This window comes from Kitasatospora sp. MAA19 (assembly GCF_029894125.1).
Classification (GTDB): Bacteria; Actinomycetota; Actinomycetes; order Streptomycetales; family Streptomycetaceae; genus Kitasatospora.
On sequence record NZ_JARXYZ010000008.1, the window covers coordinates 188,238 to 214,279 of the forward strand.

Consider the following 26,042-nt stretch of genomic DNA (forward strand, 5'->3'; position numbering starts at 1 on the left):
CCACGAGCGGACCGTCCCACCGGCGGACCGTCGAACCGTCGAACCGGTCGAACCGGTCGAACCATGTGACGATCCGCAAGCCCGGGTTCCGTTCTTCGGGGAATCGTCCCACCGCCGCGCGGCCGCAAGATACCGTTGGGTACGCCAGCGAACCCGGGCAGGAGGGTGGTTCCCGATGGCCACCCCCGACGGCGCGCCGCGCTGGGACGAACAGCTCCAACGCCGCCTCGCCCGCGGCGAGGAGACCGCGCTCGGCGAACTCTACGACCAGCTCGCGCCGATGGTGCACGGCCTGGCCGGGCGGATACTCGCCGACCAGGCCGCCGCCGCCCAGCTCACCCGGGAGATATTCGCCCACGTCTGGGAGCACCCCGAGGACTTCGACCCCGCCCAGGGCTCGCTGCGCTCCTGGCTCGGCGCGCTCACCCACCGCCGCGCGGTCGAGCGGCTGCGGGTGCGGCGGGCCGCCGAGCGGGCACCGAGCGGCGGCCCGAGCAGCGGCCTCGGCGCCGGCCTGGGCGGAGGACGGGACGGCGGCGAGGGCGCGGCCGAGGCGGAGATCCGCGCCGTGGCCACCGCCGCGCGCATGCAGTACGTGGTCGACTCCCTGCCCCAACCCCTGCGTGAGACCATCGCGGTGACGTACTACGACGGCCGCACCTACCAGGAGACGGCCCGGCTGCTCGGCATCAGCGAGCAGGCCGCCAAGCAGCGGATGCGGCTCGGCCTGGAACTGCTGGCCACCGAACTGGCCGACGAGCGCGCCCGACACGACGAGCGGCACGACGACCCGCACGGCGACCGGCACGACGACCCGCACGGCAATCGGCACGACGACGGGGACGGGGGCACGTGAGCACCACCGAGGAGCGGCACGACGCCCTGCGCTCCCTGCTCGGCGCCTGGGCCCTCGGCGCCTGCCCGAGCCGCGAGGCCGCCGAACTCGAACGGCACCTGCGCGCCTGCCCGGAGTGCGCCGAGGAGGCCGCCCGGCTGCGCGAGGCGGCCGGCTGGCTCGCCCTGGACGAGCCGCTCGACCAGCCCGGCTCGCTGCGCCAGCAGGTGCTCGACTGGTGCCTGGCCCGCCGCCCGGCCGAACTGCCCGTCCCCGCCTGGGGCGTGCCGTACACCGCGGAGACCGCCAAGCTCGACGCGCTGCTGCGCGACCTCGGCCCGGAGGAGTGGCAGGAGGTGGCCGACCTGCCGTGGCACGGCGGCACCGGGCACCTGCGCCCGGCCGAGGTGCTGTGCCATCTCGCCGCCGTGGACGGCTACCTGGCGCTCGCCCTCGGCCTGCCCGACCCGGTGCCGGCCGGCCCGGGCGCCACGCCCGCCCCGGCCGAGCGGCGGGTGCCGCCGCAGGAGCCGGCCGCGCACCCACCGACGCCCCGGGTCCCGCCGCAGGGCGGACCGTACGCCGGGATCACCGCGCGCACCGCCCGGCTGACCGCCGACCAGGCCGACCTCCCACCGCAGTCGGTCCGCGCCCGGTGGCGGCGGCAGACCCACGACCTGGTACGCAGCGCCGCGCTCGCCCCGCAGGGCAACACCCCCGTCGACTACGGCTTCGCCGTGCTGCCGCTGCGCGACGCCTTCGTGGACCGCGCCTTCGAGTGCTACGTGCACGGCGAGGACGTGGCCCGCGCGGTCGCCTACCCGTACTCCCCGCCGGCGCCGCAGCACCTGCGGCAGATGGTGGACCTGGCGGTCCGGATGCTCCCGCGGGCACTGGCCGAGCTGCGCGCCGCCCGCGCCGCCGCCGCGCCCGCCGGGGCGCCGGCCCTCCCGCCCGGTGCGGGGCAGGGCGGCCGACGGCTGCGGCTGGTGATCGACGGCCCGGCGAGCGGCGAGTGGCTGATACCGCTGGACGGGCCGGAGTCGGGGCCGTCCGGCGGCGAGCCGGTGGCCTCGATGGTGCTGGACGGCCTGGAGCTCTGCCAGTTGGCCGCCGCGCACCGCGACCCGGACCGGCTGCCGGTCGGCGAGCACGGCGACCGGGCCGCGATCCGCGAGGTGCTGCACGCCCTGCCGCTGCTCTCGCGGCCTTAGGGCCGGTCCAGGCCCTAAGGCTTGCGCACCCTCGGGACCTACCCGAAGACCACCGTGCGGGTGCCGTTCAGCAGCACCCGGTGCTCGCTGTGCCACTTCACCGCGCGGGCCAGCGCCTGGCACTCGACGTCCCGGCCGAGCGCGACCAGCTGGTCCGGGGTGATGTCGTGGGTCACCCGGGCCACCTCCTGCTCGATGATCGGGCCCTCGTCGAGGTCGGCGGTGACGTAGTGCGCGGTGGCGCCGATCAGCTTCACACCCCGGGCGTGCGCCTGGTGGTAGGGCTTGGCGCCCTTGAAGCTCGGCAGGAAGGAGTGGTGGATGTTGATCACCCGGCCGGACAGCGCGGTGCACAGCTGGTCCGAGAGCACCTGCATGTAGCGGGCCAGCACGACCAGTTCGACGTTCTCCTTGGCGACCAGGTCCAGCAGCTGCTGCTCGGCGTCGGCCTTGGTGTCCCGGGTGACCGGGATGTGGTGGAACGGGACGCCGTAGCTCTCGGTCAGGTCGCGCAGGTCGGTGTGGTTGGACACCACCGCGGCGATCTCCACCGGCAGGGCCCCGATCCGGGTGCGGTAGAGCAGGTCGTTCAGGCAGTGCCCGAACTTGCTGACCATGAGGACGATCCGCATCCGCTGCTCGGTCGGGTGGATCTGCCAGTCCATCCCGAACGAGGCGCCGACCGCGGCGAAACTGGCCCGCAGCTTGTCGGCGGTGACCGGCTCGGTGGCGGAGAAGTGCACCCGCATGAAGAACAGCCCGCTGTCGCCGTCCCCGAACTGCTGGCTGTCGATGATGTTGCAGCCGGTCATGAAGAGGTAGCTGGAGACGGCGTGGACGATGCCCTGCTTGTCGGGGCAGGACAGCGTGAGGACGTACTGGGCGCTGGCCGGCTGCTGGTCCACTGGGGGTATCCCGTCCTGAGGTCGTGGCGTTTCTGGGTGGTCCAGCGTGTCACATCCTGGACGGCCGCCGCCCCGCTGCCCGTACTGCGGGACGGCGCCGCTCAGCACTGTGACCAGGCGTCCGACCGACCGTCCGTCCGGCCGACCGACCGGGCGCCCCGGCTCAGACCTGGGTGAGGATGCGCAGCACGTCCAGCGACTTGGGCGCCGCGTCCGGGTCGTCCCCGTCGTTCACCGCCAGCGCGACGTGCGCCTCGCGCGTGGCCCGGACCGCCTCCGGCCACCCTGGGTGGCCGAGGTAGGCGGAGGCCGGGGCGTCCGCGCCGACCTCGTGCAGCAACTGGACGACCCGCAGCACCGCCACGTCGACCAGGGCGGCCTCGGCGGAGTCGCGGAAGATCGTGCCCACGTACTTCTCGGCGGACCAGCGGTCCAGCCAGGTGTCCTCGACCAGCCGGTAGACGGCGTCGGTGACGTCGCCGTACCCCTCCCGGCCGATCAGCCAGGTCTCCTGCTGGAAGCCGGGGTCGGACAGCATGTGCAGCGCCGAGCGCAGTCGGGCTCGCCAGCGCCACCAGGGCAGGTCGTTGAGCGGCATGCCGCCCATGGTGCTGGAGCGGTGGCCCGGACGAGAAGGGTTTCGGGCAGACCGGTGCGAAGAATCTGTGCTGGCGGACATGAAGAACGATCGTACGTTCCCCGTCCGTTCGTGCTCCACTCCCGATCTACACGCGTACCGCCCCGGATTTCGGCTCGCATTTTCCGACCGTTCACACTTCGGCCCTCTCGACGTGTGGCACCGGGGCTTGGCTTGCTCCGGTGCGCCGGATGGCGCCCCAGAGAGGGAAGACCGATGACCCGCCGAAGGGACTCGCTCCAGGCCCGGCACCAGCTCGCGCGGCGACGCCGCCCGATCGCCGCGGCCGCCACCGCCGCGGCCCTGCTCCCCACCCTCTTCTCGGCCTCCGCGTGCGGCGGACCGGCCGATGCCTCCACCAACGGCGGCGACCTCACCGTGATGACCTGGGCCCCGTCCGGTACCGGCTCCGCCGACCGGCCCGGCATGACCGCGCTCGCCGAGGCGATCGGCCGGGACGCCAACCTCAAGGGCGGACTGAACGGCCGCCGGCTGAACGTCCTCACCTGCAACGAGCACAACACCGCCGAGGGCGCCAAGACCTGCGCCCAGCAGGCGGTGGACGCCAAGGCGGTCGCCGTGATCGGCTCCTACAGCCAGTACGGCGACGACTTCATGCCGGTCCTGGAGCGCGCCGGCATCCCCCTGATCGGCGGCTACGGGCTCTCCCAGCCGGAGTTCAGCAGCCCGCTGTCGTACCCGGTGGACGGCGGCATGCCCGCGCTGATCGGCGGCAGCGGCCGCCAGCTGGTCGAGGCCGGCTGCAAGGCCGTCGCACTGGTCCGCCCGGACACCCCGGCCGGCGACAACCTGCTCGGGTACCTGGCCAACGCGCTCAAGCCGGCCGGGATCAAGCTGCTCGACGTCAAGGCGCCCGAGCAGTCCTCCGACTACACGGCGGTGGCCCGCAAGGCGATCGGCAAGGACGAGTCGGCGAACTGCCTCACCAGCGCCCTCGCCGCCGAGCCGACCGGCAACCTGCTGGACTCCTACCGCCGGCTGAACCCGAAGAACACCCGGATCGCCTCGGTGATCGGCAGCGTGCAGCAGTCGGTGGTCGACTCCACCGGCGGCGACTCCGGCCCGCTGGCCGGCGCCTACGTCACCAGCTGGTACCCGCCGGAGTCGGCCAAGGTCTGGGACGGGCTGCGCGCCGTGGCCCACTCCGACGCCGCCGGCGGTCGGAGCATCGACGTCTCCGACCCCGGTGTGCAGACCACCTGGGTCGCGTACGAGGTGTTCCGCCAGGCCGCCGAGAAGGTGGCGGCGGCCGGCCGGCAGGTCACCGCGAAGACCGTCACCGGGCTGCTGGACAGCGGCGAGGGCATCGACGTCGGCCTCACCCCGCCGCTGAGCTGGGGCACCACCAACATGCTGCCCAGCACCGAGTCCCCGCGACTGGTGAACACCTGGGTCACCTACCAGGTGGTCAAGAGCGGCCGGCTGGCCCTGCAGCAGCCGGGCTTCGTGGACGTCCGCTGGGTGCTCACCGGGAGCCGCCCGCCGGCGTGACCGCACGGACCCGGCGAAGGGGCGGGCCAGGTGCCCGCCCCTTCGCCTTCCTAGAGGTCGCCGTCGCTGCGGTTGGGCAGGCCGGTCTGGGCGGCGATCGCGTTCCAGAGGGTGGCGGCCTGCTTCTTCGCGGTGGTCGCCGTGCCACTGGCCTGGACGGCGTTCTTGTAGTGCTGGTTGTCCAGCTTCTTCGGGTCGCAGGCGCCCGGGGCCTGGGAGTCCGAGGCCCAGGCCGCGTACTCGTCGTCGGCCTGCGCGGAGGCGGTCCACGCCGCGTTGAGCTGCTCGACCAGCTGCGGGCCGCCGGGCAGCTTGTCCGTCTTCAGCTGGCCGAGCTTGGCCTGCAGTTCGCGCCGCTTGCCGGCCGCGCCGGTGAGCGCCTGCTGCGACTCGGGCAGCTTGTCGCACTTCTGCACCGAGGAGACCGCGCCGACCACCGCCGAGCGGCTGTCGCTCGCGGTGCCGATCAGGTCCGACAGCGGCTGGGCCTGGGCCTTGACCGCCGGGTCGACGGCGGCCGCCGAGCCGCTCGCGCTCGCCGTGCCGGTGCCGGTGGCGGCGGCGCTGCCGGTGGCGGCCACCGGGGTGGTCTTCCGGTCGGCGCCGGAGGTGGTGTCGTCCCCGTTCATCAGGACCGCGACCAGGATGCCGGCCGCCGCGACGCCGGCCACCACGCCGCCGATGACCAGCTTGTTGGAGGGACGGCCGCCGCGGACGCGCTCCGGCGCGGTCACCTGGGTGTTGTCGAAGCCCTGGCCGTAGCTCTGGCCGTAGTCCTGGCCGGGCTGGCCGGGGTTCTGCCCGTAGTCCTGGCCGGGGTAGGCCGGCTGCGGCTGCGCGGCCTGCGGGTAGCCCTGGTAGCCGGCCTGGCCGGGCTGCTGCGGGTACCCGGGCCGGGCCTGGGCCGCGGGGTAGCCGCCCGTGTGCGGGTCCCCGGCCGGGTACGGCGGCAGGTGCTGCGTCTCCGGGGCCGGGTCGTGCTGCGGGACGCCGTAGCCGGGCTGCGGCGCGCCGGCCCACGGGGCGGGCTGGGCCGGCATGGCCTGGGTCGGCAGCGCGTGCCCGCCCTCGCCGAGGTACTCCGGCTGCCCGGACGGCTGTCCCACCGGCGGCACGGCCGCCTGGCCCTGCTGGTGGCCCGGCGCGCCCTGGGGCTGGCCGGGCTCGGGGCGGAACAGGTCGTCCAGGTTGAAGTCACCCGAGTTGGGATACGAGCGGCGCTGGCTCAACGCGATTCCTCACCTGTGCACGACCGCGCGCTGACGGCGGACCACATCTCGTCGTTTCTTGGGAGCATCACAGTTCCTTGGACGTCGCGCCCACGCTACCGGTTCACCGAACCGGGTGACCACGTGGGCGGGACAACATCCCTCACGCTCCCCTCACACCGCCCTGCCGGGGCTCAGGCTGCCTCCGCATCCGCCCTGGCGTGGAACTCGCGGACCACCCGCTGCTCCCGGTACGGCTCCAGCCGGCGCCGGAACTCGTCCAGGTACTCCACGCCGCGGTTGGACCGCAGCCCGCTCAGCAGCCGGACCGCCTGCGCGCCCGTCTCACAGGCGCGTTCGAGGTCCCGCTGTTGCAGCTGGGCGGTGGCGAGCAGGACGAGGTCCACCGCGCGGCGGCGGACCCGGGTCGGCGGGTGCAGGTCGAGCGCCCGGCGGGCGTAGTGCTCGGCCTGGCCGGCCTGTTCCAGGTCGCGGTGACAGTGGGCCAGCTCGTCCGCCAGGTAGGCGTCGTCGAAGTGGACGATCCAGTCCGGGTCGTCCTCCGGGTGGCGCTTCTCCATCATCTCCAGCGCCTTGGCCGCCACCGCCTCGCAGGAGCGGGCGTCCCCGAGCAGGGCGTGTCCGCGGGCCTCGGCGGCGTAGAACATCGCCATCGCCGTCGGGGTGGCGACCGTCCGGGCGCCCTCCTGCGCGGCGCGGGCGAGCTGGGCGATCTCCCGCGGATTGCCGAGCGTCGCCGCCAGGTGGCTCATCGAGGCCGCCAGCACGTAGCCGCCGTAGCCGCGGTCGTCGGCGGCCTGGGCGAGCCGGAGCGCCTGGATGTAGTAACGCTGGGCCAGACCGGGTTGGCCGGTGTCCACCGCCATGTAGCCGGCCAGTTCGGTCAACCTGGCCACCGCGGCGAAGAGTTGGCGCCCGGTCTCCTCCCGGTACGCCCCGCCGAGCAGGCTGGAGACCACCGAGTTGAGGTAGTGCACGACCACCGGGCGCACGTGCCCGCTGCCGAAGCGGTGGTCCAGGTCCACCAGCATCGTGGTGGTGGCCTTGATCGCGGCCACGTCGGTCGGGCCGACCCGGGGGCCGCCGGCGCGTGCCACCACCGGGTCGGGCGGGGTGATCAGCCAGTCCCGGCTGGGCTCCACCAGCGCCGAGGCCGCGACCGTGGCCCCGGTCAGGAAGTCCCGCCGGCCGACGTCGCTGCGCCAGAGCTCGCAGACCTGCTCCAGGGCGGCGTTCAGGGTCGGCGCGAACTGCAGCCCGATGCCGGAGCTGAGGTTCTTGCCGTCGGCCATGCCGATCTCCTCGACCGACACGCTGCGGCCGAGCTTGCGGCCGAGGGCCTCGGCGATCACGGCCGGCGCTTGTCCGCGCGGCTGCTGACCGCGCAGCCAGCGGGCGACGGAGGTCTTGTCGTACCGCAGGTCCAGACCGTGCTCGGCGCCGCAGAGGTTGACCCTCCGGGCCAGGCCGGCGTTGGAGCAGCTGGCCTCCTGGATCAGTTGCTGCAGACGCTCGTTGGGCTGTCGTGCGACGAGTGGTCTCGCGGCCATTGGGCTTCGCCTCCCCACACCCTCCGGTCCCGGCCGGCGGGCGACGATTCTGCTGATCTGTTGCCGACTGTCCGACCGTCCAAGGAATCTGACACCAGGTTAGCGATCAGCAACGCCAGCGGGATACCCACGGTGACGAACCGCACCCCCCACGCGCCCTGGGAAATGCTCCCGTGCGCCCCCACTGCGCCTGCCTCCACCCGCCTCAACTCGCTTGAGTAACCGGATCGGGTGACATTGCCGGAATGCGTCCAACCGGCCCCCGCCGGGCCGTAACCAGCCTCACACACGGTAGTTGAGCAGCGCGTGGAAGACATCCCCGACTCCCCCGACCAGGGCAAGAACGCCGGACTGCCCCCGCTGCTCATCGAAGCCGTCGGCTACGCCGAGAACCGCCACTGGGAGGTCGCTCCCGGTGCCTGGCTGATCGACGGCGACGGGCCCGCCCGCTGCTCCTGCGGCGACCCGCGCTGCCTGCTGCCGGGGGCCCACCCGCTCGACGCGGACTGGGCCCGCAAGGCGAGCGCCGGGCCGGGGGCGGTACGGCGCTGGTGGACCGAGCGGCCGCAGGCCTCGATCCTGCTGCCCACCGGCCGGTCCTTCGACGTCCTGGACGTCCCGGAGACGGCCGGATGCCTGGCGCTGGCCCGGATGGAGCGGATGGACCTCCAGCTGGGCCCGGTCGCGGTGCTGCCCGCCTCGCCCGGGCGGGTCGGCCGGCGGCTGCACTTCCTGGTGCTGCCCGGGGTGGCGGCCAAGCTGCCGGAGATGCTCCGCAAGCTCGGCTGGCCGCCCGGCCGGCTGGACCTGGTCGCCCGCGGCGAGGGGGACTGGACGGTCGCCCCGCCGTCCCGGATCGGCGGCACCGGCTACGCCCAGTGGGCCCGCTCCCCCTCGGCGCTCAACCGCTGGCTGCCCGACGCCGCCGAGCTGATCAGTCCGCTCGCCTACGCGTGCGGACGCGAGGCGCCCGCCGCCGTCCGCCCCGAACCCGCGCAGCCGGCGGCGGTGCGCTGAACGGGCGCGGCGACGATTCACCGCCCCGCGCAAGGCCGCCCTGGACCGATCGGGTGAGGGCGCACGGCGCGCGACACCCCTGCGCGCGACTGACGGGCCTTGTCTCCCACCGGAGACGGGGCCCGTCACACGCATGTGCGGATAAGGCCTCGGTCTACCCGCTGATCATGGGCGAAAGCCCCCCGGACGAGTGACAACGCTCAAGGATTGCCATGATCGGCCGAGGGGAGGAATTGCGGTGCGAGGGGACGCCGGAGGGAGCGCTCGGACGGGGAAGCCGGGCGAGGCGGTGGAGGGGACCGGGAGGGACGGGAGGGACGGGAGGGACGGGAGGGAACGGGGAGGGTACGGGGAGGCGAAAGGGCCCGCTGCACGGGAAGCAGCGGGCCCTTCTCGTCGTTCCGGGGAGGCCCCGGTGGACGCCCGCTCAGGCCTGGGCGACGAAGACGTGCTGGGCGATGTCCTTGCCCAGCTCCGCCGCGTTCTCCCCGGTGCCGACCAGCACGCCGCCGACGCCGACGCCGGCGCTCACCTGCACGGTGGAGCCCGGCCGGATCCCGGCCCGGCGCAGCGTGCGCATCAGCTCGCCGTCGGTCTGGATCGGCTCGCCGATCCGGCGGACCACCACGCTGGCGCCGCCGTCGCCCGGCCTGACGGTGTCCAGCGGGACGAGCGCGGCGTCGAAGCCCTCGCCCTCCGCCTTGGCGTCGCCCAGCTCGTCCAGGCCCGGGATCGGGTTGCCGTACGGGGACTGGGTCGGGTGGCCGAGCATGGCGAGCACCTTGCGCTCGACCGTCTCGCTCATCACGTGCTCCCAGCGGCAGGCCTCCTCGTGGACCTGCTCCCACTCCAGGCCGATCACGTCGACCAGCAGGCACTCGGCGATGCGGTGCTTGCGCATGACGCGCACCGCCAGCCGGCGCCCGTCGTCGGTGAGTTCGAGGTGGCGGTCCCCCGCGACCTGCAACAGCCCGTCGCGCTCCATCCGGCCGACCGTCTGGCTGACCGTGGGGCCGCTCTGCTCCAGTCGCTCGGCGATCCGGGCGCGCATCGGGACGATGCCTTCCTCCTCCAGCTCCAGGATGGTGCGAAGGTACATCTCAGTGGTGTCGATCAGCCCAGACATCGCCGCTGGCTCCGTTCTTCGGTGTCCTCACCGCCAATTCTGACGTACTGCGCGGACAACCGGGCCCGCGCAGGGGCCCGGGGGACCGGTTTTCGTTCCTGTTGACAGCGGTGCCGCCGGGGCGCCACCGTGCTCGCCGTAGCTTTCTCCACTGGCGGTCTGGACCACCCGGACCACCCCACCCGGCCGGCTCCCCCACCGGCAGAGAGCGAAGGCAACAGATGAACGACCTGGTCGGCCGGTACTTCGACGCCGCGATCGCCCACCTCCAGCGGGTCCGGGAGGAGGAGGCCGACACCATCGAGGCCGCTGCGGCGCTGCTCGCCGAGGCGATCACCGAGGGACGCCGGGTGTTCACCTTCGGTGCCGGACACTCCGCGCTGCCGGCCCAGGACGTGGTCTACCGGGCCGGCGGGTTGGTCCCGATGAACCTGCTGAACGTCCCCGGGATGGCCGGGGTGACGGTGATGCCCGCGCCGCTGGCCAGCGCGCTGGAGCGGGTCTCCGGCCTGGCCACCACCACCCTGGACCTGACCCCGGCCACCGCCGGGGACCTGCTGTTCCTGATCTCGCTGTCCGGCCGTCAGGTCATGCCGGTCGAGCTGGCCCGGTACGCCCGGGACCGCGGCCTGAAGGTGATCGGCGTGACCTCGCTCGCCTACCCGGGCGAGGTGCCCTCGGCGCACCCGTCCGGCACGTACCTGAAGGACCACTGCGACGTGGTGCTGGACAGCAAGATCGCGGTCGGGGACGGCGAGCTGACCCACCCGGCCGCCGAGACCACCTTCGGCCCGGTCTCCACCATCGTGACCAGCGCGCTGATGCAGGCCGTGGTCGCCTCGGCGGTCGGCCGGCTGGCCGACGCGGCGGCCGCCGGCACCGCCGCGGCCCCGCCGCTGTTCCGCTCCGGCAACGTCCCCGGCGGCACCGAGTGGAACGCCAAGCAGATGGCCGACAACGCCGACCGGATCCTCTACACCTACTGAAGCCCCCGGGTGCCACGCACGGTGCCGGACCACCCACCGAACGTACCCGGCCCGGACAATCCACCGGGGCATCCCGGCCATTGCGGGCGGCCCCGGGGCGGGCCAGGCGTACCGGGAAGCCGCCCGGGGCAGGAGAGCGGTGCGACCGGAGCGACGGGTGGGGGCCGACCATGGCGTCTGGGACTGGACGGACGGGGTGGGTGCGCGAGCGGGACCTGCTGCCGGAGTTCTTCTGGACCGCCGACGCGGCCTCGCTGCGCGGCCAGCGGCGCTCGGTGCTCCTGTCCGCCTGGGAACTGCTGCTGCTGGTCCTCGCCGCCGCGACCGGCTCGGCCGACGGCGAGCCGTGGGCCTGGGCGGCGGCCGCCGCCTACCTCGGCGCGATCGCCCTCGCGGTGGTGATCAGCCGGCAGAACCCGCAGGGCCTCTGGTACGAGGGCCGGGCCGCCGCCGAGTCGGTCAAGACGCTGGCCTGGAAGTTCGCCGTCCGGGCGGACGCCTACCAGCCGCCGCCGCGCACCCTGCCGGACGCCGAGGGCCTGTACCGCTTCCAGCTCGGCGGGGTGCTGGGCGCCTTCCCGGGCGGCCGGGTGGTCGCGCCGGGCACCGGGGTGGAGATCACCGCGGCGATGCGCGACCTGCGCGAGCAGCCGCTCGCGGTGCGGCGCGAGGTGTACCTGCGGGAGCGGATCCAGGTGCAGCACGACTGGTACCGCGCCAAGTCCCGCTACTGCGCCCGGGCGGGCGACCTGGCCGGGGTGCTGGGCGTGGTCCTGCCGGCGCTCGGGCTGGTGCTGGCGGTGCTGCGGGCGCTCGGCGCGTTCACCTACGACGCGCTGGGCACGGTCTCGGCGGTGGCCGCCTCGGTCACCGCCTGGGCGCAGCTGCGCCAGTACCGCCCGCTGGCCGCCGCGTACGGGCTGGCCGCCGACGAGCTGGAGCTCATCCGGCGCCAACTGGCCGGGCTGGACCTGGAGTCGGCGGACGCCGAGGAGCTCTGGGCCCGGTTGGCCCGGGACGCCGAGGACGCGGTCTCGCGCGAGCACACCACCTGGCAGGCCCGCCGGGAGATCCGCACCACCACCGACCGGGACCACTGAGGAGGCCGCAGGTGTCGTTACGGATGGTCAAGGCCGCGGACGGCCGGGCCCTCGCCGTCGAGTCCCTGGGCGACCCGCGCGGCCGGCCGGTGTTCCTGCTGCACGGCATGCCCGGCAGCCGGGTGGGCCCGCACCCGCGCAGCACCGTCCTGTACCGGCTGGGGGTGCGGCTGATCTCCTACGACCGGCCCGGCTACGGCGACTCGACCCGGCAGTTCGGCCGCCGGGTGAGCGCGGCGGCGGCCGACGTCCGGACCATCGCGGACGACCTGGGGCTGGACGGCTTCGCGGTGCTCGGCCGTTCCGGCGGCGGCCCGCACGCGCTGGCCTGCGCGGCGCTGCTGCCGCAGCGGGTCAGCCGGGTGGCGGTGCTGGTCGGCCTGGCGCCGCGCGACGCGGCCGGCCTGGACTGGTACGCCGGGATGACCCCGTCCAACGTGCACGCCTACCAGGAGGCGGAGCGCGGGCACGGCCGGATCACCGACGCGATGGAGTTCCGTTCCCTGCAGATCAAGGACGACCCGGTCCGGCTGCTGAACGGGCTGCGGCCCGAACTGTCGCCCGCCGACCGGGAGGTGGTGGCCGACAGCGGACTGCGGCGGATGCTGCAGAGCAACTACCGGGAGGCGTTCCGGCACGGCGCGGACGGCTGGATCGACGACGTGCTGGCGTTCACCGCCGACTGGGGGTTCCGGGTCGAGGACATCGCGGTGCCGAGCTGGCTGTGGCACGGCGCCGACGACCAGTTCTCCCCGGTCGAGCACTCCCGCTGGCTGGCCGACCACATCCCCGGCGCCGAGCTCTTCCTGGAGCCCGGCGCCGCGCACTTCGGGGCGTTCCGGGTGCTGACCACCGCCCTGGCCTGGGCGGCGGGTTAGGGCGTGTCCGTCAGGCCGTCACCGGGGTGACCGGCGCTCCCCCGCCCAGCACGGCCAGGATGTTGTCCACCGCCAGCCCGCCCATCGCCTGCCGGGTGCGGACGGTGGCGCTGCCCAGGTGCGGGGCCAGCACCGCGCGCTCCTGGGCGAGCAGCGCGGCCGGGACGGCCGGCTCGTGCTCGAAGTTGTCCACGGCGGCGGCGAACAGCGCACCGGACTCCAGCGCGGCGGCCAGCGCCTCCTCGTCCACCACCCCGGCGGTCATGCTGACCACCACCGCCCCGCGCGGCAGCAGGGCGAGCCGGCGGGCGTCCAGCAGGTGCCGGGTGGCGGCGCTGAGCGGGGCGGTGACGACCAGCACCGTGGAGGTGGCGAGCAGCTCCTCCAGCGGCCGCCAGGTGGCGCCGTCGGCCTGCTCGGGCGCCAGCTCGCGGCGGTTGTGGTAGCTGACCGGCATGTCGAAGGCGCGGGCCCGGCGGGCCACCGCCTGACCGATCCGGCCCATGCCGAGCACGCCGAGCGGGGTGCCGGCCAGCTCCAGGCCGAGCAGGAAGTTCGGCGCCCAGGTCCAGGGGCGGCCGGAGCGCAGCAGCCGCTCGCCCTCGCCGAGTCGGCGGGTGGCGGCCAGCAGCAGTGCCCAGGCCATGTCGGCGGTGGCGGTGGTGAGCACGCCGGGGGTGTGGGAGACCAGTACGCCGCGCTCGGCGCAGGCGGCCAGGTCGATGTTGTGGTGCCCCACCGCGTGGTTGGCGACGATGGCGAGGCCGGGGCCGGCCGCGTCCAGGAACTCGCCGTCCACCCGGTCGTCCAGGGTGGTGAGCACGGCCCGGCGGCCGCGGACGGCGGCCAGCAGGTCGGCCCGGTCCATCGCCTGGTCGGAGTCGTGGCAGGTGACGGCGTGGTGCGCGGTGAGCCCCTCGATCACCCCGGGCGCGAGGCGTCGGGTGACCAGCACCGGGGGCTGGGCCGGGGACGGGGACGGAGCCGGGGGCGGGGTGCTCATGAGCCCGCAGCGTACCCGCCCCCGGCGCGCCCCCGCCGTACCGTCCCCTTCGCCGTACCCGCCTCCGCCGTGCCCTCCCCGGCCCCTCCCCCGCCCGGCCGCCCGGCTACACCGGCTGCGGCTCCAGGTCCCGGTTGATCCGCTTCCAGCCGCGCGCCGCCACCGTGTTGGGGTGTTCCTCCCCGAACTGCCGGATCAGCTCGCCGATCGCGCGCGCCCGCAGCTCGGCGGCCTGGGTGTGCCGGCCGGCCGAGCGCAGGGTGATCGCCAGATTGGCCTCGCAGGCGACGGCATCCGGGTGCCGGGGCGTGTAGCGGTCGCACAGGCCCTGGTAGGCGGTCCGGCCGAGTTCCTCGGCGAGGCCGATCTGGCCGTCGTCGCCGTAGGCGTTGGCCAGGTTGATCATCGCGTTGAGGGTGTAGGGGTGCTCCGGTCCGACCGAGCCGGTCAGCCCCTCGACGGTGGCCCGGCCGCGGTCGATGGCGCCCTGGACGTCGCCGCTGCCGCGCAGGTAGATGCCGAGGTTGTTGGCGCAGGCCAGGGTGAAGGGGTGCTCGTCGCCGAACAGCCGCCGGTGGCCTTCGAAGACGGTGGAGCAGAGGTCCCGGGCGGCCTCCTTGTCGCCCGAGGCGCTGTGGTCGGCGGCCAGGTTGAGCGCGCAGGCGAGCGCGTCGGGGGCGTCGGCGCCGTACCGCTCCAGGTAGCGCTCGTAGGTCTCCTTGGTGATCCGGCGGGCCTCGGCGAGCTGGCCCATCCGGCGCAGCGAGACGGCCAGCGACTTGGCGTTGCGCAGGCTTTCCGGAAGCCCCGGGTCCAGCCCGTCGCCGAAGTCCGTGGTGACTTCCCGGAGCAGGTCCGCCGAGCCGCCGTAGTCGCCGAGTTCGCGCAGGTCCCGGGCGAGGGCGGACTTGGTGATGAGGGTGTACGGGTGCTTGGGGCCGAGCACGGCGATGCGCCGGTCCAGGGTCTCCTGGTCGAGTTCGCGGGCGGCCTCGCTCTCGCCGACCAGCCGGTAGTCGATCGCCAGGTTGTTCGCCATGGAGAGCGTGCGCGGGTTGTCGTCCCCGAACAACTCCCGGAACTGGTCGAGGATTTCCCGGTCGAGGTCGAGCGCGGCCTGGAACCGGCCGAGCGCCCGGCGGTCGGCGCCGAGGGAACCGGCCGTCATCAGGGTGTACGGGTGGTGCTCGCCGAGCAGCGCCCGCTGGCGCTCCAGGGTGTCCTCGTCCAGGGCCAGCGCCTCGGCGTAACTTCCCTGCGAGCGCAGCACGTTGGCGAGCTGGAAGCGCAGCAGCAGGGTCTGCCGGTCGTCCTCGCCGAGCTTGCCGGTCCACTCGGCGTCCAGGGCGTGGCCGAGGTCCCGGGCGCGGTCGAGTTCACCGCGCTTCCAGAGGTAGCGGACGCGGTCGATGAGCAGCTGGCGGGTGTCCGCCTCGTCGCAGTTGTGCGCCCTGGAGGGCGACAGGTGCGGCCAGATCTCGTCGAAGGCGGGCCAGTTGGCGGGGTCGTCGGTGTCGCCGAGGACGGGCCGGGCGCCGGTGAGGATGCGATGCACCTCGTGGACGGCGACCTCCTGCTCGTCGTCGGTCATCTCGGCCCGGATCACCGCCTGGACGAGGCGGTGCACCTGGAAGCTGTTGCTGCCCGCGTCCACCTTCGCCAGCGCGTACCGGCCGATCGCCTGGATCACCTTGCCCAGCATGAACTTGTCGCTGAGGTCGGCGTCGTACTTCACCAGCGCCCGGATCATCTGGTCGCTGTAGAACAGGTTCATCGAGATCGGCTCGGGCGCGAAGAACGCACACAGCTGCAACAGCCGTACGGCGGCCGGGGACTGCTGGCGCAGCCGGCCGATCGAGACGTTCCAGGTGGCACCGACCGGGGTCGGGTAGTCGGCGGGGCGGGAGACGGCCAGCGCGCGGGCCGCCTCGGCGTGCAGCTGGGCGACGTAGGTCTCCACCGGGGTGCCGGTGGTGTCCAGCCAGGCGGCCGCGACCTCGACGGCGAGCGGCAGGTCGCCGACCGCCTCGGCGACCCGGTCGGCGTCCGGGCGGGACAGGCCGCGGGCCCGCCGGCACAGGTGCTCGACGCTCTCGCCGCGGGTGAAGACGTCCACCTCCAGCGCCTCGGCGTGCCCGGTCCAGGCCTGGTTGCGGGAGGTGACCAGGATGTGGCCGGAGCCGCCGGGGAAGAAGCGGCGGATCTCGGCCGGTTCGTCGGCGTTGTCGAAGATCAGCAGCCAGCGCTGGGTCGGCACGCCGCGGCGCAGCGCCTCCCGGGCGGCCTCGGCGGCCTCGGTCACCGAGTCGCCGACCCGCAGGCCGAGTCGGCGGGCCAGGTCGGCCAGCGCCGGGGCGACCAGTTCGGTCTGCTCGGCGTCGATCCACCACACCAGGTCGTAGTCGGACATGAAGCGGTGCGCGTACTCCAGCGCCACCTGCGTCTTGCCGACGCCGCCGAGCCCGTACAGCGTCTGCGGGGTGGGCAGGACGGCCGCCATGCCGCCGCGCAGCTGGTTGCGCAGCTGCTCCAGGACGGCGGCGCGGCCGGTGAAGGAGGGGTTGCGCGGCGGCACGTCCCACACCGCCGGCTTGCTGCCGGGAAAGCGCGGTCCGCCGCCGTTGGCCTCGGTCAGCACGACGTCGCCGCGGCCGAGGGCGCGCAGCAGGGTCTGTACGGACTGCACCTCGTCGCGGCCGACCAGGTCGACCGGGTTGCGGTTGCTGAACGGCGCGGTGAGCCGCACGTCCCCGACCCGGACCGGGACGAGCTGGCGCCGGGTGCCGGACGGGTCGGAGCTGACCACCGACTCCCACAGCGCCCTGGCCTGCGGGGAGCGCTGGTAGGCGGGCGAGAGGACGGCGACGGTCCGGTAGGCGGCGTCGATGCCGCGCTCGGTCTCCTCGCGCGGGTCGGTGCCGGCGCTGAGGTCACGGGGCAGCACCCGGAAGCCGGCCCGGGTGAGCACGGCCTCGATCCAGTCGGCCCACATCCGGTCCTCGGGCACGTAGGAGAGGTAGAGGTCGGCGGGGACGGACGGGCGGCGGCGGGTGAACGCGTCCACGTAGCGCAGCCGCAGTTCCTCGTCCAGCGGCGGCAGCGAGGCGACCCTGCCCTCGGTGATCATCGAGGTGAGCCGCTCGCAGGCGGCCAGCATCGAGGTGGGGGTGCCGGTCTGGTCGCCGAAGGTGGCCAGGATCTCCTCGTAGGCGTAGAACGGCCGGTACGGGATCTCCACCGAGCCCCAGTACTGGGCGAGTTCGTCGCCGTTCAGGCCGGACGGCAGCCCGTCGAAGCGGACCCGGGCGAGCGCCCGGCCGGCGTCCGCCTTCTCCTTCTCGCCTTCGTCGATGCGCATCGGGACGGGCAGGATGCGGATGCCGCGCTCGCGGTAGCGGTCGTGGATGTGCTGGGCGATCCGGGAGGCACCGTCGATCGACTGGTCGCTCAGGGTGAAGCAGACCACCAGGTCGTCGGGCATCTGGACGGTGCAGATCTCGGCGATGTCGGACAGGCCGGTGCGCGAGTCGATGAGCACGTAGTCGTACCGCTTGCTCATGTCGGCCTTGAGGGCGTCGAAGAACTGCCCGCCGTCGAAGCGGTCGTAGAAGATGTCCCAGTCCAGGTGGGTGACGGCCTCGGAGTAGTCCCGGTTGAACTGGCCCGCGGACAGGAAGTCCAGGCTGCCGCCGGCCGGGAACAGCGGCCAGGACAGCGACAGCGCGTGCGGGTGCACCCGGGCGAAGTCCAGGTGCCAGCCCTCGGCGTGCTCGACCGGGCGCAGCGCCTCCTCGCGGTACTCGGCGATCAGGTCCATCATCCCGGTCGTGCCGGCCAGCGAGGCCGGATCGAGGAAGGGGTGGAAGAACTTGGCCAGGCCCGGCGCCTCCAGGTCCCAGTCCACGGTGAGCACCCGGAAGCCGTTGGCCGCCAGGATCCAGGCGGTGTTGGCGAGCGCCATGGTGCGCCCGGTGCCGCCCTTGTAGGAGTAGAAGGTGATGATCCGGCCGTTGCGGTCCTGCTCCGCGGAGCGCCGCTCGGCGTCGCGCTGGGCGGTCAGTTCGGCCGCGGTGAGGCCCCCGATGCGGAGGTTCCTGGTGCGGTTCTCGCTCATCTGGGTCCTCCTACGGGCGCCGTCCGGCCATCGGGGTCATCGCCGTCGTCGCGGTCTGGGTGGTCGTCGTGGCCGAAGGGGTCTGATCTGCTCCCGTCCGCACCGAAGCCGCCCGGTCCGCGCCGGAACGCGTCCCGCAGGTTCGGCCGGGGCGGCGACGGGTCCTCCGGCTCGGCCCTGGTGCGGCCCTCGAAGGCGTACTTGGCCTTCATGGCGGCCCGGGGCAGCGCGTCGTCGAAGTCCTCCAGGGTGTTCAGCCCGGTCGGGCCGGTCACGCCGAGGAAGCTGGGGCGGCTCGCCCGCCGGGTCTTGCGCAGTGCCTGGTCACTCAACTCGCCGAGTTCGCCCGCGCGTTCCTCGCACTCCGGGTCGTCGGTGTTCCACGGTTCCAGGACGCTCACCCAGGTGGCGTCGGAGCGGTCGAAGCGGCGGACGAGTTCGCGGCGGTTGGGGTCGCGCAGCGCCCACCGGTCGAGCAGCAGCAGGCCGGGGGCCTCGGCATTGCCGTCGATGATCGAGTCGACCTCGTCGTCGAACTCGTGCACGGTCGGCTGGAACCCCAACTGCCGGGCCAGCCGCACCGCGTGCTGCGCGATCGGCGAGCCGGCCGGGCGGTACGGGTGCCAGTCGGTGCGCCGGGTGCCGTAGAAGTCGGGGTTGCGGTCCGCCGGCAACTCGCCCTGGTGGTACGAGAGCACCGAGATCCGCAGCTGCTTGGTCGGCGCGCTCACGTTGAAGGCGCTGGGCAGCCCGTTGAAGTCCAGCTGCCGCCCGACCGGGATCACCGTCTCCTCCGCCACCTGCACGATCCGCGCCGCCAGTCGGTGCACGGCCAGCTCGTAGGCGGAGCGGAAGTAGGTCAGCTTCATCAGCGCGTACAGGCCCTCGGTGGCGTAGTCCGGCCCGAAACTCGCGTGGTTGAACTGCAGTTCGCTGGCCACGGCGGGCAGCCGGTAGCGGCTCATCGGCGCCCAGAGCACCGGCACGATGCCGCTGGTGCGCTCCGCGTCGATGGTCGCCGGGTAGACCGGTCGGCGGGTGAAGGCGTGCCACTCCTGACCGCACGGCACGCTGTTGAAGTAGCGCGGCGAGTACAGCGGTACGAACACCCGGCAGCTCGCCAGCTCCTCGGACAGCCGATCGGCCCACAACTCGCCCTGGTGCATGGACTCGTCCATGAATCCGACCGGCACCCCGGCCGGCACCGTGGTCAGCTGCAGCACCGCCTCGCAGAGGTCCCGGTACAGCTGCCGAACCCAGTGGTTCGGATCGCCGGCGCCCCGTGCACCGGCCTTCGGGGTGTGCGCGTAGGAGAGGAAGAAGTACGGCCGGGCGTCGTCCTCGTCCCAGCCACGGTCGTTCACACGTGCCTCCCCCGGGCCCGTCGGCAACCTGGTTCCCGCAGCCCCCGTGCGGCGGGGTCTCAGTGTAGGAACGACTGAGGGCCCAATGGAATAGCACAACGGGTCGTACGAATTGACATGACCGAAACGACGACCACGAAGGCCGGACAGGCACGGGCCCCGATCACCGAACGGGGCCCGTGTGCCATGCATGGCACCTATGTCCGGTCGCGACGGTCCCGCCGGTGACGCAGCCGCTCGGAACGGGCCTGGCAGACGCCACCGACGGCGGCGGCCACCAGGATGAGGACCAGCAGGCCCGTCACGGCCGGCCCCGGTGGCGCTTGAACTCGCGGATCAGCGCGAGGAGGTTGATCAGAGTGCTCGCCGGGATGTTGCCGATGTTGACGAGGAAGCGGCCGTCCAGGATGACCTCGCCGGGATCGGCGGAGGGCCAGAGGAGGCCGAACTCGCGACCTTCGGATCGGAGTTCGACGATCAGACCGGAGATCTGCCGGCTGGTGAGGTGGCGGATCGCCGGGTCGGCCGGGCGGATGGGGTGGAGGGCGTTCACGCGGCGCCGTCCAGCTCGAACCAGACCCGCTTGCCGAGCTTCTGCGGCTCCGCACCCCAGCGGTGGGTGAGCCCCTCGACCAACTGGAGCCCGCGGCCGGACTGGGCGAGGGCATTGGGCTTGCACTGCTCGGGCAGCACCGAGCTCCGGTCGGCGACGGTGACGCGGAGGGTGCCGTCAGCGATGACGACCAGGACCATCGGCGCGGCGGTCGCCCCGTGCCGCCAGGCGTTCACGATCAGCTCCACGAGCGCGAGTTCGGCATCCACGATCGCAGAATGCGCGTACCCGGCGCGCGCCATGGCGTCGCACAACGCCTCGCGGGACACGGTGAGGGAGGGGGAGTTGAGGTTGGGGTCACACATGGGGAATCTCCCAGCGGTGCAGAGGAATGCCTTACGGGCGAGCACTACTGACGACCCGTCCGATGGCGGTGTTATTGAACTGTAGAGGAATCTCCCTCAACTCTGCAACACTCTCCGCACATGACCCTACACTTTGCGTAGGCTCAGATCAGCGGAAGGGCACGCTCATGGGATTCAGGACTGGGATCAGCGAACGACAGCGCCGTTTCGGCGAGGAGCTCCGGCGCGTTCGTGATGCCGCAGGCATCTCGGCCCTGGAGATCGGCGAGGCCCTGGGTGTCAAAGGTCCAAACATCAGCCACACCGAAGCTGGCAGGCTTGGCCTCAATCTTGAGCGTTTGAACTCCTGGCTCGACATCTGCAACGTCACGGACCCGGAGTACCGAGCCGGCCTCATCGCCATGAGCGAGAGCTCGGGGAAGGGCTGGTGGACCGAGTTCAAGCACCATGTGACGCGCAGCGCACTCGACCTGGCCGAGGCAGAGGCCAGCGCCACAGCCCTGGACAACTACGAGTCCCTACTGATCCCCGGTCTCTTGCAGACCAAGGCCTACGGCGAGGTCATCCAGGGCTACAACGAGAAGAAGGTCGAGTTCCGCCACGAACGCCATAGGGTGCTGGCGGGCAAGAACGCGCCTCCGTTCCGCGCTGTGATCCACGAGGCCGCCTTGCACATGATGTACGGAGGACCAACGGTCATGCGGGACCAGCTGAATCATCTGATCGAGATGAGCAGTCTGCCGAACGTGACGATTCAGATCCTCCCGTTCGACTGCACCACATACGCTTCGAACGACACTCCGTTCATGCTCATCCGTGGCGCTCACAACCGGCTTGACACCGTTCTGCTCGAACATCCTCATGGGTCTGACTTCGTGGGAGATCCCGAGGTCGTGACAACATTTGATCGGAAGTTCGACCGACTCAGGGGTTTGGCTCTTCCGCCCCTGCTTGCCGCGACGTCCGCGCCATCGTCAGCCCATCGCGACTCATTGGGCTTGATCCAGCACATCCGCTACAAGGTCCAGGGAAGATAGCCATGCACCAGCTCAACTGGCAGAAGTCCAGCTTCAGCAGCGACCAAGCCAACTGTGTCGAAATCGCTTCTGTAGGTGAGCTGGTCTACATCCGCGAGTCCGACGACCCCGCCCACGTCGTCACCACCACCCGCACCAAGCTCGACGCCTGGCTCCGCGGCGCCAAGGCCGGCGAGTTCGATCACTTCACCGCCTGACCGCACAGAACAGACGGGCGGCGCCGTCACACTGCGGCGGGCGTCGGGACGATCCAGAGCTCGGACGGGCCGCTGACGATGACGGACTCCAGCCGGGTCGGCGCCGGGCTGGCCGGGTCCAGGACGCTGCCGGGGTAGGCGCCGAAGAGGCCGTCCAGGGCCACTTCGGCCTCCAGCCGGGCCAGGGGTGCGCCGAGGCAGAAGTGCGGGCCGTAGCCGAAGGACAGGTGCTCCTTGTCGGGGCGGGTCGGGTCGAAGGAGTCCGGCCGGTCCGGGTGGACCTCCGGGTCCCGGCCGGCCGCGCCGAATCCGAGCAGGATCGGCTCGCCCTGCCGGATGATCACGCCCTCGCCGAGGTCGATGTCCTCCAGGGGGGTAGCGGAGCGGGATGTGCATCACCGGGCTCTCGTGGCGCAGGGTCTCCTCGATGACGTCCTCCCAGCCGAGCGTGCCCTCGCGGACCTGGGCCAGGTAGCGGGGGTGGGTGAGGAGCGCCTGGACGGCGCTGGTGATGAGGTTGACCGCGGTCTCGTACCCGGCGCCGAGCAGCAGGAAGAGCTCGTCGCGGGACTCCTCCTCGGTGCGTCCCGTCTCCCCTCCGGTGCTGACGGCTGCCACGTCGCTGGCGAGGTCGGGCCCGGGGTCGCGTCGTTTGAGCTCCAGCAGTTCGGCCAGCACCACGTTGATCTCCGCCCGCGAGACCGTCATCTGCTCGGTCGTCGCCGTCGTCGTCAGCAGGGTGTCCATCGACCGGCCGATCTGCGGCCGCATGTCGGCGGGTACGCCGAAGAGGTCGCAGATCACCGTCATGGTGAGCGGGAGCGAGAGGGCCCGGCGGATGTCCACGGCCTCGCCGGGGGCGAGTTCACGGAACGCGCCGACCAGGGCGGCGGTCGTCGCCTCGATCCCGGGCCGCAGCGCGGACACCCGGCGGGGTGAGAACGAGGGTGCCATCCGTCGTCGTGCCGAGCGGTGTTCGCCGCCGTAGCGGTTGAAGAAGTTCTGCTGGAACGCGATCGGCCCCATCGGCCATCCCTCGGGCACCGAGGCCAGGCCGGGCCAGTGCTTGCGCGCGTCGCGGGAGACCCGCGGATCGCCGGTCAGGGCGCGGATCACCGAACTCCGGGTCACGGACCAGGCGATGATGCCGCCGGGGAGTTCGACCCGCACGGCGGGCCCGGCGGAGCGGAGCTCCGCGTTCTGCTGGTGCGGGGCCCGGGCGGTCATGTCCAGCACCGGGCAGCCGCTGTCGTCTGGAGCCATGGCATTGCTCCTCAGGATCTCTCGGGGGGGGTGCCCCGGTGTCTGTGCTCCGTTGTAGAGGGACCCGGTGCGGTCGTCAACGGGCAGCGACGGTGTTACCAGGACCATCCAGCCAGACGCACTGTGCACCGTCTATGCCGATGCTCAGGTCGAACCGGCAGGGGCCCGGCCTCCCCGCTTCCACCCGCCACCGGCGAGCACCCCCGATCTCGTTCGACCGTGCCCTCACCGACGACTCGCGATATGTTCCGGCGGCTCCTTGCACCTCGTAAGGAGCCGCCGGCCAACAGTTCCTCGGAGCGTCAGAGCGGGAGACCCCGGGCAGGATTCTTATTCCAGATCAGGAATATGCCTGCTGCGGCGTGGACAGGTGCCGAAGGCGGCCCCAGCCTCGGGCTTTCATGAGATCGCAGCACCCGGTGGCGCGCCAGGATCCGCTCCGCAATTTCGGCCCGAACCGGCCGGGAGAGTGGAATCATGGGTCGAGCCAGCATAACCGAGAGTGATGGGATGGATACGCATGCCACTCAAGGGTGAGTACGAGCCCAGCCCAGCCGACTGGGTACGGAACCAGGTCGAGGCCTACGAGTCGTCCGGCGGGACGGAGGGCACGACGCTGCGGGGGATGCCCGTCATCCTGCTGACCTCCGTCGGGGCCAAGTCCGGCAAGCTGCGCAAGACCCCGCTGATGCGGGTCGAGCACGACGGGCTCTACGCCGTGGTCGCCTCGCAAGGCGGCGCGCCGAAGCACCCCGTCTGGTACTGGAACCTGAAGGCAGATCCCCGGGTCGAGCTGCAGGACGGGCCGGTGCGGCAGGACATGATGGCGCGAGAGGTCACCGGCGCGGAGAAGGACGAGTGGTGGCAGCGGGCCGTCGCCGCCTACCCGGACTACGCCGAGTACCAGACCAAGACCGGCCGTGCGATCCCGCTGTTCGTGCTGGAGCCGGTGCCGACCGCGCACTGACCGGGCGTGGTTCCAACAGGTGCCCGAGCCCGAGGCCACCAAGAACCGGCTCCACCTCGACCTCGGCGTGAGCGGAGGGCGCGGCGTACCGTTCGCAACCCGGAAGGTGCGCGCGCTTGCCGAGGTGGCCCACCTGGAGCGCGCCGGTGCGTCCCGTCCACGCGTCGAGGGCTCGGGCTCCTGTTCTGTCGTGATGCAGGATCCGGAGGGCGACGAGTTCTGCGTTCACTGAGCTCGGCATCGTCGGTCGCCCGCCGCGACACACCCTGTCGGGAGCCCTTGGGACCGCTCGTAGCCGTCGGGCTCGCGCAGCCTCACATCCGGGACCTCAGCACGTCGACCTCGCAGCCCGGCGCGAAGGGGTCGAAGCCGTGCTCGATCAGCCAGCGAACCACCAGCAGGCTTCGCAACGACCACCACGCGTGGATCACGTCGAGGTCGATGTCGGTGCCGTAGCCGGCGATGACGTCGTCGAGCTGCTCCTCGTGTCCGAGCGTGAAGGTGGCGAGGTCGTACAGGGCATCACCCTGGCCCGCCTCGGACCAGTCGATGATGCCGGTGACCTCGTCGCCGTCGACGAACACGTGCGCGATCTGCAGGTCGCCGTGCGTGAACGCCGGAGTCCACGGCCGGAGCGCCGCCTCGGCGACCTGACGGTTGCGGGTGACCAGGTCGGCGGGCAGGAGGCCGTTCGTCACGAGCAACTCGCACTCGTCATCGAGTTCGGCCGCCAGCGCGACGATGCTCCGGCCGGCCCGGCCGGGCCGGGGCGGCAGCGGCGCGTCGTGCAGCTTCCGGATGGCGGCGCCCGCTGCGGCCCACGCCGCCGGTGACCCGGTCGACGGCCCGCCGAGGCGGCCGAGTGCCGTGCCCGGGAGGGCGGCGAGCGCGAGCACGGGCGGCTTGCGCCACAGGACCGCCGGCGTCGGGATCGGCGCCATCGCCATCGCCTCGACCTCGACGTCGATGCGCGCCTGATCGGCGTCCACCTTCAGGAACACGTCGCCGACGCGCAGGGTCGCGCGCTCGGAATGGGCGACGACGACCTCGACCTCATCCATGTCGACCAGTATCGAGGGGCGACCGCCGCCGTGGCCGGGGTTTTCGCGGGCGCGGCGGGGGCGTCGCAGCCGTCCCGCCACGCACCGCCTCAAGTGACCGATCTGCCGCTCGGTCCTACTGCCCGGCCGTACCGGGTTTCCCGCTGACGGACTCCTGATAGACATCCGCGTAGGTGCGCGAGTCCTTGACCAGGTCGTCGCAGAAGGCGGCGACGTCGTTGCCGATGAGTTCCAGGACTCCCTTGCCGGCCGCGACGCCCTCCTCGAAGAAATCGACGATCCCTGAGAGCAGGGTCCCGTCAGCCAGGTCGATCGGTCCGATCTTGAAGAAGTACTTCTGCATCTCCTTGTAGACGATCCGATAGTCCGGCGGGAGCGCCTTGACCCGCGCCGTGTGCGCTCGCCACTGCTTCTTGCCCTCGATGATGTCCTGAATGCCCATGTCAGCCTCCTAGCCGGCCCAACTTCCTTGCGACGTTCCTGTTCAACTGCTCGCGCCACCGGTCGCGATAGCTCCGGGCCCCTTCCCCGCCGGCCAGCGCCGCACAGAAGCCCTCGACGTCGTCGCCCAGCACGTCGTGAACGCTCTGCCCGTCCGCCGCCGTCTCTTCGAGCAGCCCCAGAGCGCCGTCGAGGATCGGCATCAGGTTGCGACCCGTGAAGCCCGAGTAGGGAGAGAGGTGAACCTTGATCTGCTCCCACGCCGCCCGGTGGTCGGGCGGCAATGCCTCGGCCCGGGCTTCGAACGCCTTCCATTCCCTGGTGAGGTCGCTGCCGGTCATGCTCTCCCAGACGTTCATCTCCCACCCTCCTTGAGCTTGTCGATTCGTGACGAGAGGTACTCCCATTTCACCCAGAACCTCCCGAGCTCTTCGCGCCCCGCGTCGTTGAGCGCGTAGAACTTGCGCGGCGGACCCATCCCGGACGGTCGCTTCGTCACCTGGACGAGCCCGTTCCTCTCCAGCCGCAGCAAGATGGTGTAGACGGTCCCCTCGACGACGTCGGCGAAGCCGAGTTCGTTCAGCCGACGCGTGATGGCGTACCCGTAGGTCTCCTCGCCGCCGATGATCTCGAGCACGCAACCCTCGAGCGTGCCCTTCAACATCTCCGTCAGGTCGTCCATCGCGGC

Annotated in this window: 27 protein-coding genes; 12 read left to right on the top strand and 15 right to left on the bottom strand. The window is 72.4% G+C overall.

Annotation, left to right across the window (positions count from 1 at the left end; all coding sequences use genetic code 11):
• The first annotated feature begins 175 nt into the window (after window positions 1-175).
• A complete protein-coding gene (locus tag P3T27_RS15555) occupies window positions 176-856 on the top strand; it encodes a sigma-70 family RNA polymerase sigma factor (RefSeq protein WP_280678654.1) in 681 nt (226 codons plus the stop codon).
• On the top strand, window positions 853-2,049 hold the full coding sequence (locus tag P3T27_RS15560; protein ID WP_280678656.1) for a zf-HC2 domain-containing protein: 1,197 nt from the start codon (window positions 853-855) through the stop codon (window positions 2,047-2,049). The genes P3T27_RS15555 and P3T27_RS15560 overlap by 4 nt, the downstream gene beginning before the upstream one ends.
• A 38-nt stretch (window positions 2,050-2,087) precedes the next feature.
• Here P3T27_RS15560 and purU read toward each other — a convergent pair whose 3' ends face one another.
• Window positions 2,088-2,954 carry a formyltetrahydrofolate deformylase gene (purU, locus tag P3T27_RS15565; RefSeq protein ID WP_280678658.1) on the bottom strand — a complete coding sequence of 289 codons (867 nt, stop codon included), beginning with the start codon at window positions 2,952-2,954 and terminating at the stop codon, window positions 2,088-2,090.
• A gap of 163 nt (window positions 2,955-3,117) precedes the next feature.
• Window positions 3,118-3,633 carry a hypothetical protein gene (locus tag P3T27_RS15570; RefSeq protein ID WP_280678660.1) on the bottom strand — a complete coding sequence of 172 codons (516 nt, stop codon included), beginning with the start codon at window positions 3,631-3,633 and terminating at the stop codon, window positions 3,118-3,120.
• A gap of 174 nt (window positions 3,634-3,807) precedes the next feature.
• On the opposite strand from P3T27_RS15570, the gene P3T27_RS15575 reads away from it, so the two are divergent.
• Window positions 3,808-5,103: an ABC transporter substrate-binding protein gene (locus P3T27_RS15575; protein ID WP_280678661.1), complete on the top strand. Its 1,296-nt coding sequence runs from the start codon at window positions 3,808-3,810 to the stop codon at window positions 5,101-5,103.
• A gap of 50 nt (window positions 5,104-5,153) precedes the next feature.
• Here the strand turns inward: P3T27_RS15575 and P3T27_RS15580 are convergent, their stop codons facing one another.
• Both P3T27_RS15580 and P3T27_RS15585 read right to left on the bottom strand, forming a co-directional pair.
• Window positions 5,154-6,332: a hypothetical protein gene (locus tag P3T27_RS15580; RefSeq protein ID WP_280678663.1), complete on the bottom strand. Its 1,179-nt coding sequence runs from the start codon at window positions 6,330-6,332 to the stop codon at window positions 5,154-5,156.
• Window positions 6,333-6,505: 173 nt separating this feature from the next.
• Window positions 6,506-7,882 (bottom strand): transcriptional regulator, encoded by a 1,377-nt coding sequence (locus tag P3T27_RS15585; RefSeq protein ID WP_280678665.1) that lies wholly within the window; start codon window positions 7,880-7,882, stop codon window positions 6,506-6,508.
• 315 nt (window positions 7,883-8,197) lie between these two features.
• On the opposite strand from P3T27_RS15585, the gene P3T27_RS15590 reads away from it, so the two are divergent.
• Complete coding sequence (locus tag P3T27_RS15590) at window positions 8,198-8,899, top strand: bifunctional DNA primase/polymerase (protein ID WP_280678849.1); 702 nt, start codon at window positions 8,198-8,200, stop codon at window positions 8,897-8,899.
• A 427-nt stretch (window positions 8,900-9,326) separates the two neighbouring features.
• Here the strand turns inward: P3T27_RS15590 and P3T27_RS15595 are convergent, their stop codons facing one another.
• A complete protein-coding gene (locus P3T27_RS15595; RefSeq protein WP_280678670.1) occupies window positions 9,327-10,025 on the bottom strand; it encodes a metal-dependent transcriptional regulator in 699 nt (232 codons plus the stop codon).
• Window positions 10,026-10,246: 221 nt separating this feature from the next.
• Here P3T27_RS15595 and P3T27_RS15600 point away from each other — a divergent pair, with 221 nt between their 5' ends.
• The 3 genes from P3T27_RS15600 to P3T27_RS15610 all read left to right on the top strand — a co-directional run bounded on the left by P3T27_RS15600 (window position 10,247) and on the right by P3T27_RS15610 (window position 12,989).
• Entirely contained in the window at window positions 10,247-11,011 is a 765-nt protein-coding gene (locus P3T27_RS15600) for an SIS domain-containing protein (protein ID WP_280678672.1), read from the top strand.
• 200 nt (window positions 11,012-11,211) lie between these two features.
• Window positions 11,212-12,111, top strand: a complete 900-nt coding sequence (locus P3T27_RS15605; RefSeq protein ID WP_280678674.1) for a DUF4231 domain-containing protein — start codon at window positions 11,212-11,214, stop codon at window positions 12,109-12,111.
• Window positions 12,112-12,134: 23 nt separating this feature from the next.
• The gene (locus tag P3T27_RS15610) at window positions 12,135-12,989 is read left to right on the top strand and encodes an alpha/beta hydrolase (protein WP_280678851.1); all 855 of its coding nucleotides are present in this window, start codon (window positions 12,135-12,137) and stop codon (window positions 12,987-12,989) included.
• Window positions 12,990-12,999: 10 nt separating this feature from the next.
• Here the strand turns inward: P3T27_RS15610 and P3T27_RS15615 are convergent, their stop codons facing one another.
• From P3T27_RS15615 to P3T27_RS15635, 5 genes are all read right to left on the bottom strand, one after another.
• Window positions 13,000-13,992: a D-glycerate dehydrogenase gene (locus tag P3T27_RS15615; RefSeq protein WP_280678676.1), complete on the bottom strand. Its 993-nt coding sequence runs from the start codon at window positions 13,990-13,992 to the stop codon at window positions 13,000-13,002.
• Between the two features lie 106 nt (window positions 13,993-14,098).
• The gene (fxsT, locus tag P3T27_RS15620) at window positions 14,099-17,953 is read right to left on the bottom strand and encodes an FxSxx-COOH system tetratricopeptide repeat protein (protein WP_280678853.1); all 3,855 of its coding nucleotides are present in this window, start codon (window positions 17,951-17,953) and stop codon (window positions 14,099-14,101) included.
• Between the two features lie 149 nt (window positions 17,954-18,102).
• On the bottom strand, window positions 18,103-19,470 hold the full coding sequence (locus tag P3T27_RS15625) for a TIR-like protein FxsC (RefSeq protein WP_280678678.1): 1,368 nt from the start codon (window positions 19,468-19,470) through the stop codon (window positions 18,103-18,105).
• A 301-nt stretch (window positions 19,471-19,771) separates the two neighbouring features.
• Window positions 19,772-20,023, bottom strand: a complete 252-nt coding sequence (locus P3T27_RS15630) for a hypothetical protein (RefSeq protein WP_280678680.1) — start codon at window positions 20,021-20,023, stop codon at window positions 19,772-19,774.
• Window positions 20,020-20,388, bottom strand: a complete 369-nt coding sequence (locus tag P3T27_RS15635; RefSeq protein ID WP_280678682.1) for an ATP-binding protein — start codon at window positions 20,386-20,388, stop codon at window positions 20,020-20,022. The genes P3T27_RS15630 and P3T27_RS15635 overlap by 4 nt, the downstream gene beginning before the upstream one ends.
• 167 nt (window positions 20,389-20,555) lie before the next feature.
• Here P3T27_RS15635 and P3T27_RS15640 point away from each other — a divergent pair, with 167 nt between their 5' ends.
• Window positions 20,556-21,425 carry a helix-turn-helix transcriptional regulator gene (locus P3T27_RS15640; RefSeq protein ID WP_280678684.1) on the top strand — a complete coding sequence of 290 codons (870 nt, stop codon included), beginning with the start codon at window positions 20,556-20,558 and terminating at the stop codon, window positions 21,423-21,425.
• A 2-nt stretch (window positions 21,426-21,427) separates the two neighbouring features.
• Entirely contained in the window at window positions 21,428-21,622 is a 195-nt protein-coding gene (locus P3T27_RS15645; protein WP_280678686.1) for a DUF397 domain-containing protein, read from the top strand.
• A 26-nt stretch (window positions 21,623-21,648) separates the two neighbouring features.
• Here P3T27_RS15645 and P3T27_RS15650 read toward each other — a convergent pair whose 3' ends face one another.
• Complete coding sequence (locus P3T27_RS15650) at window positions 21,649-21,966, bottom strand: cytochrome P450 (protein WP_280678688.1); 318 nt, start codon at window positions 21,964-21,966, stop codon at window positions 21,649-21,651.
• A gap of 136 nt (window positions 21,967-22,102) precedes the next feature.
• Here P3T27_RS15650 and P3T27_RS15655 point away from each other — a divergent pair, with 136 nt between their 5' ends.
• The 3 genes from P3T27_RS15655 (at window position 22,103) to P3T27_RS15665 (ending at window position 24,084) form a co-directional block, all read left to right on the top strand.
• Window positions 22,103-22,561, top strand: a complete 459-nt coding sequence (locus P3T27_RS15655; protein ID WP_280678690.1) for a hypothetical protein — start codon at window positions 22,103-22,105, stop codon at window positions 22,559-22,561.
• Between the two features lie 844 nt (window positions 22,562-23,405).
• Entirely contained in the window at window positions 23,406-23,852 is a 447-nt protein-coding gene (locus tag P3T27_RS15660) for a nitroreductase family deazaflavin-dependent oxidoreductase (protein ID WP_280678692.1), read from the top strand.
• A 19-nt stretch (window positions 23,853-23,871) separates the two neighbouring features.
• Window positions 23,872-24,084 carry a VOC family protein gene (locus tag P3T27_RS15665; RefSeq protein WP_280678694.1) on the top strand — a complete coding sequence of 71 codons (213 nt, stop codon included), beginning with the start codon at window positions 23,872-23,874 and terminating at the stop codon, window positions 24,082-24,084.
• Between the two features lie 82 nt (window positions 24,085-24,166).
• Here P3T27_RS15665 and P3T27_RS15670 read toward each other — a convergent pair whose 3' ends face one another.
• The 4 genes from P3T27_RS15670 to P3T27_RS15685 all read right to left on the bottom strand — a co-directional run bounded on the left by P3T27_RS15670 (window position 24,167) and on the right by P3T27_RS15685 (window position 26,036).
• Complete coding sequence (locus P3T27_RS15670; RefSeq protein WP_280678696.1) at window positions 24,167-24,913, bottom strand: phosphotransferase; 747 nt, start codon at window positions 24,911-24,913, stop codon at window positions 24,167-24,169.
• A gap of 115 nt (window positions 24,914-25,028) precedes the next feature.
• Window positions 25,029-25,355 carry a DUF1048 domain-containing protein gene (locus tag P3T27_RS15675; RefSeq protein WP_280678698.1) on the bottom strand — a complete coding sequence of 109 codons (327 nt, stop codon included), beginning with the start codon at window positions 25,353-25,355 and terminating at the stop codon, window positions 25,029-25,031.
• Between the two features lies 1 nt (window position 25,356).
• Window positions 25,357-25,713 (bottom strand): DUF1048 domain-containing protein, encoded by a 357-nt coding sequence (locus P3T27_RS15680; protein ID WP_280678700.1) that lies wholly within the window; start codon window positions 25,711-25,713, stop codon window positions 25,357-25,359.
• Window positions 25,710-26,036: a PadR family transcriptional regulator gene (locus P3T27_RS15685; protein WP_280678702.1), complete on the bottom strand. Its 327-nt coding sequence runs from the start codon at window positions 26,034-26,036 to the stop codon at window positions 25,710-25,712. The genes P3T27_RS15680 and P3T27_RS15685 overlap by 4 nt, the downstream gene beginning before the upstream one ends.
• Between the last annotated feature and the right edge of the window lie 6 nt (window positions 26,037-26,042).

Excerpts from the sequence above, each read along its gene's own strand:
- P3T27_RS15555 (WP_280678654.1), top strand. The coding sequence starts at position 176 with ATGGCCACCCCCGACGGCGCGCCGCGCTGGGACGAACAGCTCCAACGC.
- P3T27_RS15570 (WP_280678660.1), bottom strand. The coding sequence starts at position 3,633 with ATGTCCGCCAGCACAGATTCTTCGCACCGGTCTGCCCGAAACCCTTCT.
- P3T27_RS15575 (WP_280678661.1), top strand. The coding sequence starts at position 3,808 with ATGACCCGCCGAAGGGACTCGCTCCAGGCCCGGCACCAGCTCGCGCGG.
- P3T27_RS15585 (WP_280678665.1), bottom strand. The coding sequence starts at position 7,882 with ATGGCCGCGAGACCACTCGTCGCACGACAGCCCAACGAGCGTCTGCAG.
- P3T27_RS15595 (WP_280678670.1), bottom strand. The coding sequence starts at position 10,025 with ATGTCTGGGCTGATCGACACCACTGAGATGTACCTTCGCACCATCCTG.
- P3T27_RS15600 (WP_280678672.1), top strand. The coding sequence starts at position 10,247 with ATGAACGACCTGGTCGGCCGGTACTTCGACGCCGCGATCGCCCACCTC.
- P3T27_RS15610 (WP_280678851.1), top strand. The coding sequence starts at position 12,135 with ATGGTCAAGGCCGCGGACGGCCGGGCCCTCGCCGTCGAGTCCCTGGGC.
- P3T27_RS15615 (WP_280678676.1), bottom strand. The coding sequence starts at position 13,992 with ATGAGCACCCCGCCCCCGGCTCCGTCCCCGTCCCCGGCCCAGCCCCCG.
- fxsT (WP_280678853.1), bottom strand. The coding sequence starts at position 17,953 with ATGGCGCTCGCCAACACCGCCTGGATCCTGGCGGCCAACGGCTTCCGG.
- P3T27_RS15635 (WP_280678682.1), bottom strand. The coding sequence starts at position 20,388 with ATGTGTGACCCCAACCTCAACTCCCCCTCCCTCACCGTGTCCCGCGAG.
- P3T27_RS15640 (WP_280678684.1), top strand. The coding sequence starts at position 20,556 with ATGGGATTCAGGACTGGGATCAGCGAACGACAGCGCCGTTTCGGCGAG.
- P3T27_RS15645 (WP_280678686.1), top strand. The coding sequence starts at position 21,428 with ATGCACCAGCTCAACTGGCAGAAGTCCAGCTTCAGCAGCGACCAAGCC.
- P3T27_RS15660 (WP_280678692.1), top strand. The coding sequence starts at position 23,406 with ATGCCACTCAAGGGTGAGTACGAGCCCAGCCCAGCCGACTGGGTACGG.
- P3T27_RS15670 (WP_280678696.1), bottom strand. The coding sequence starts at position 24,913 with ATGGATGAGGTCGAGGTCGTCGTCGCCCATTCCGAGCGCGCGACCCTG.
- P3T27_RS15675 (WP_280678698.1), bottom strand. The coding sequence starts at position 25,355 with ATGGGCATTCAGGACATCATCGAGGGCAAGAAGCAGTGGCGAGCGCAC.
- P3T27_RS15680 (WP_280678700.1), bottom strand. The coding sequence starts at position 25,713 with ATGAACGTCTGGGAGAGCATGACCGGCAGCGACCTCACCAGGGAATGG.
- P3T27_RS15685 (WP_280678702.1), bottom strand. The coding sequence starts at position 26,036 with ATGGACGACCTGACGGAGATGTTGAAGGGCACGCTCGAGGGTTGCGTG.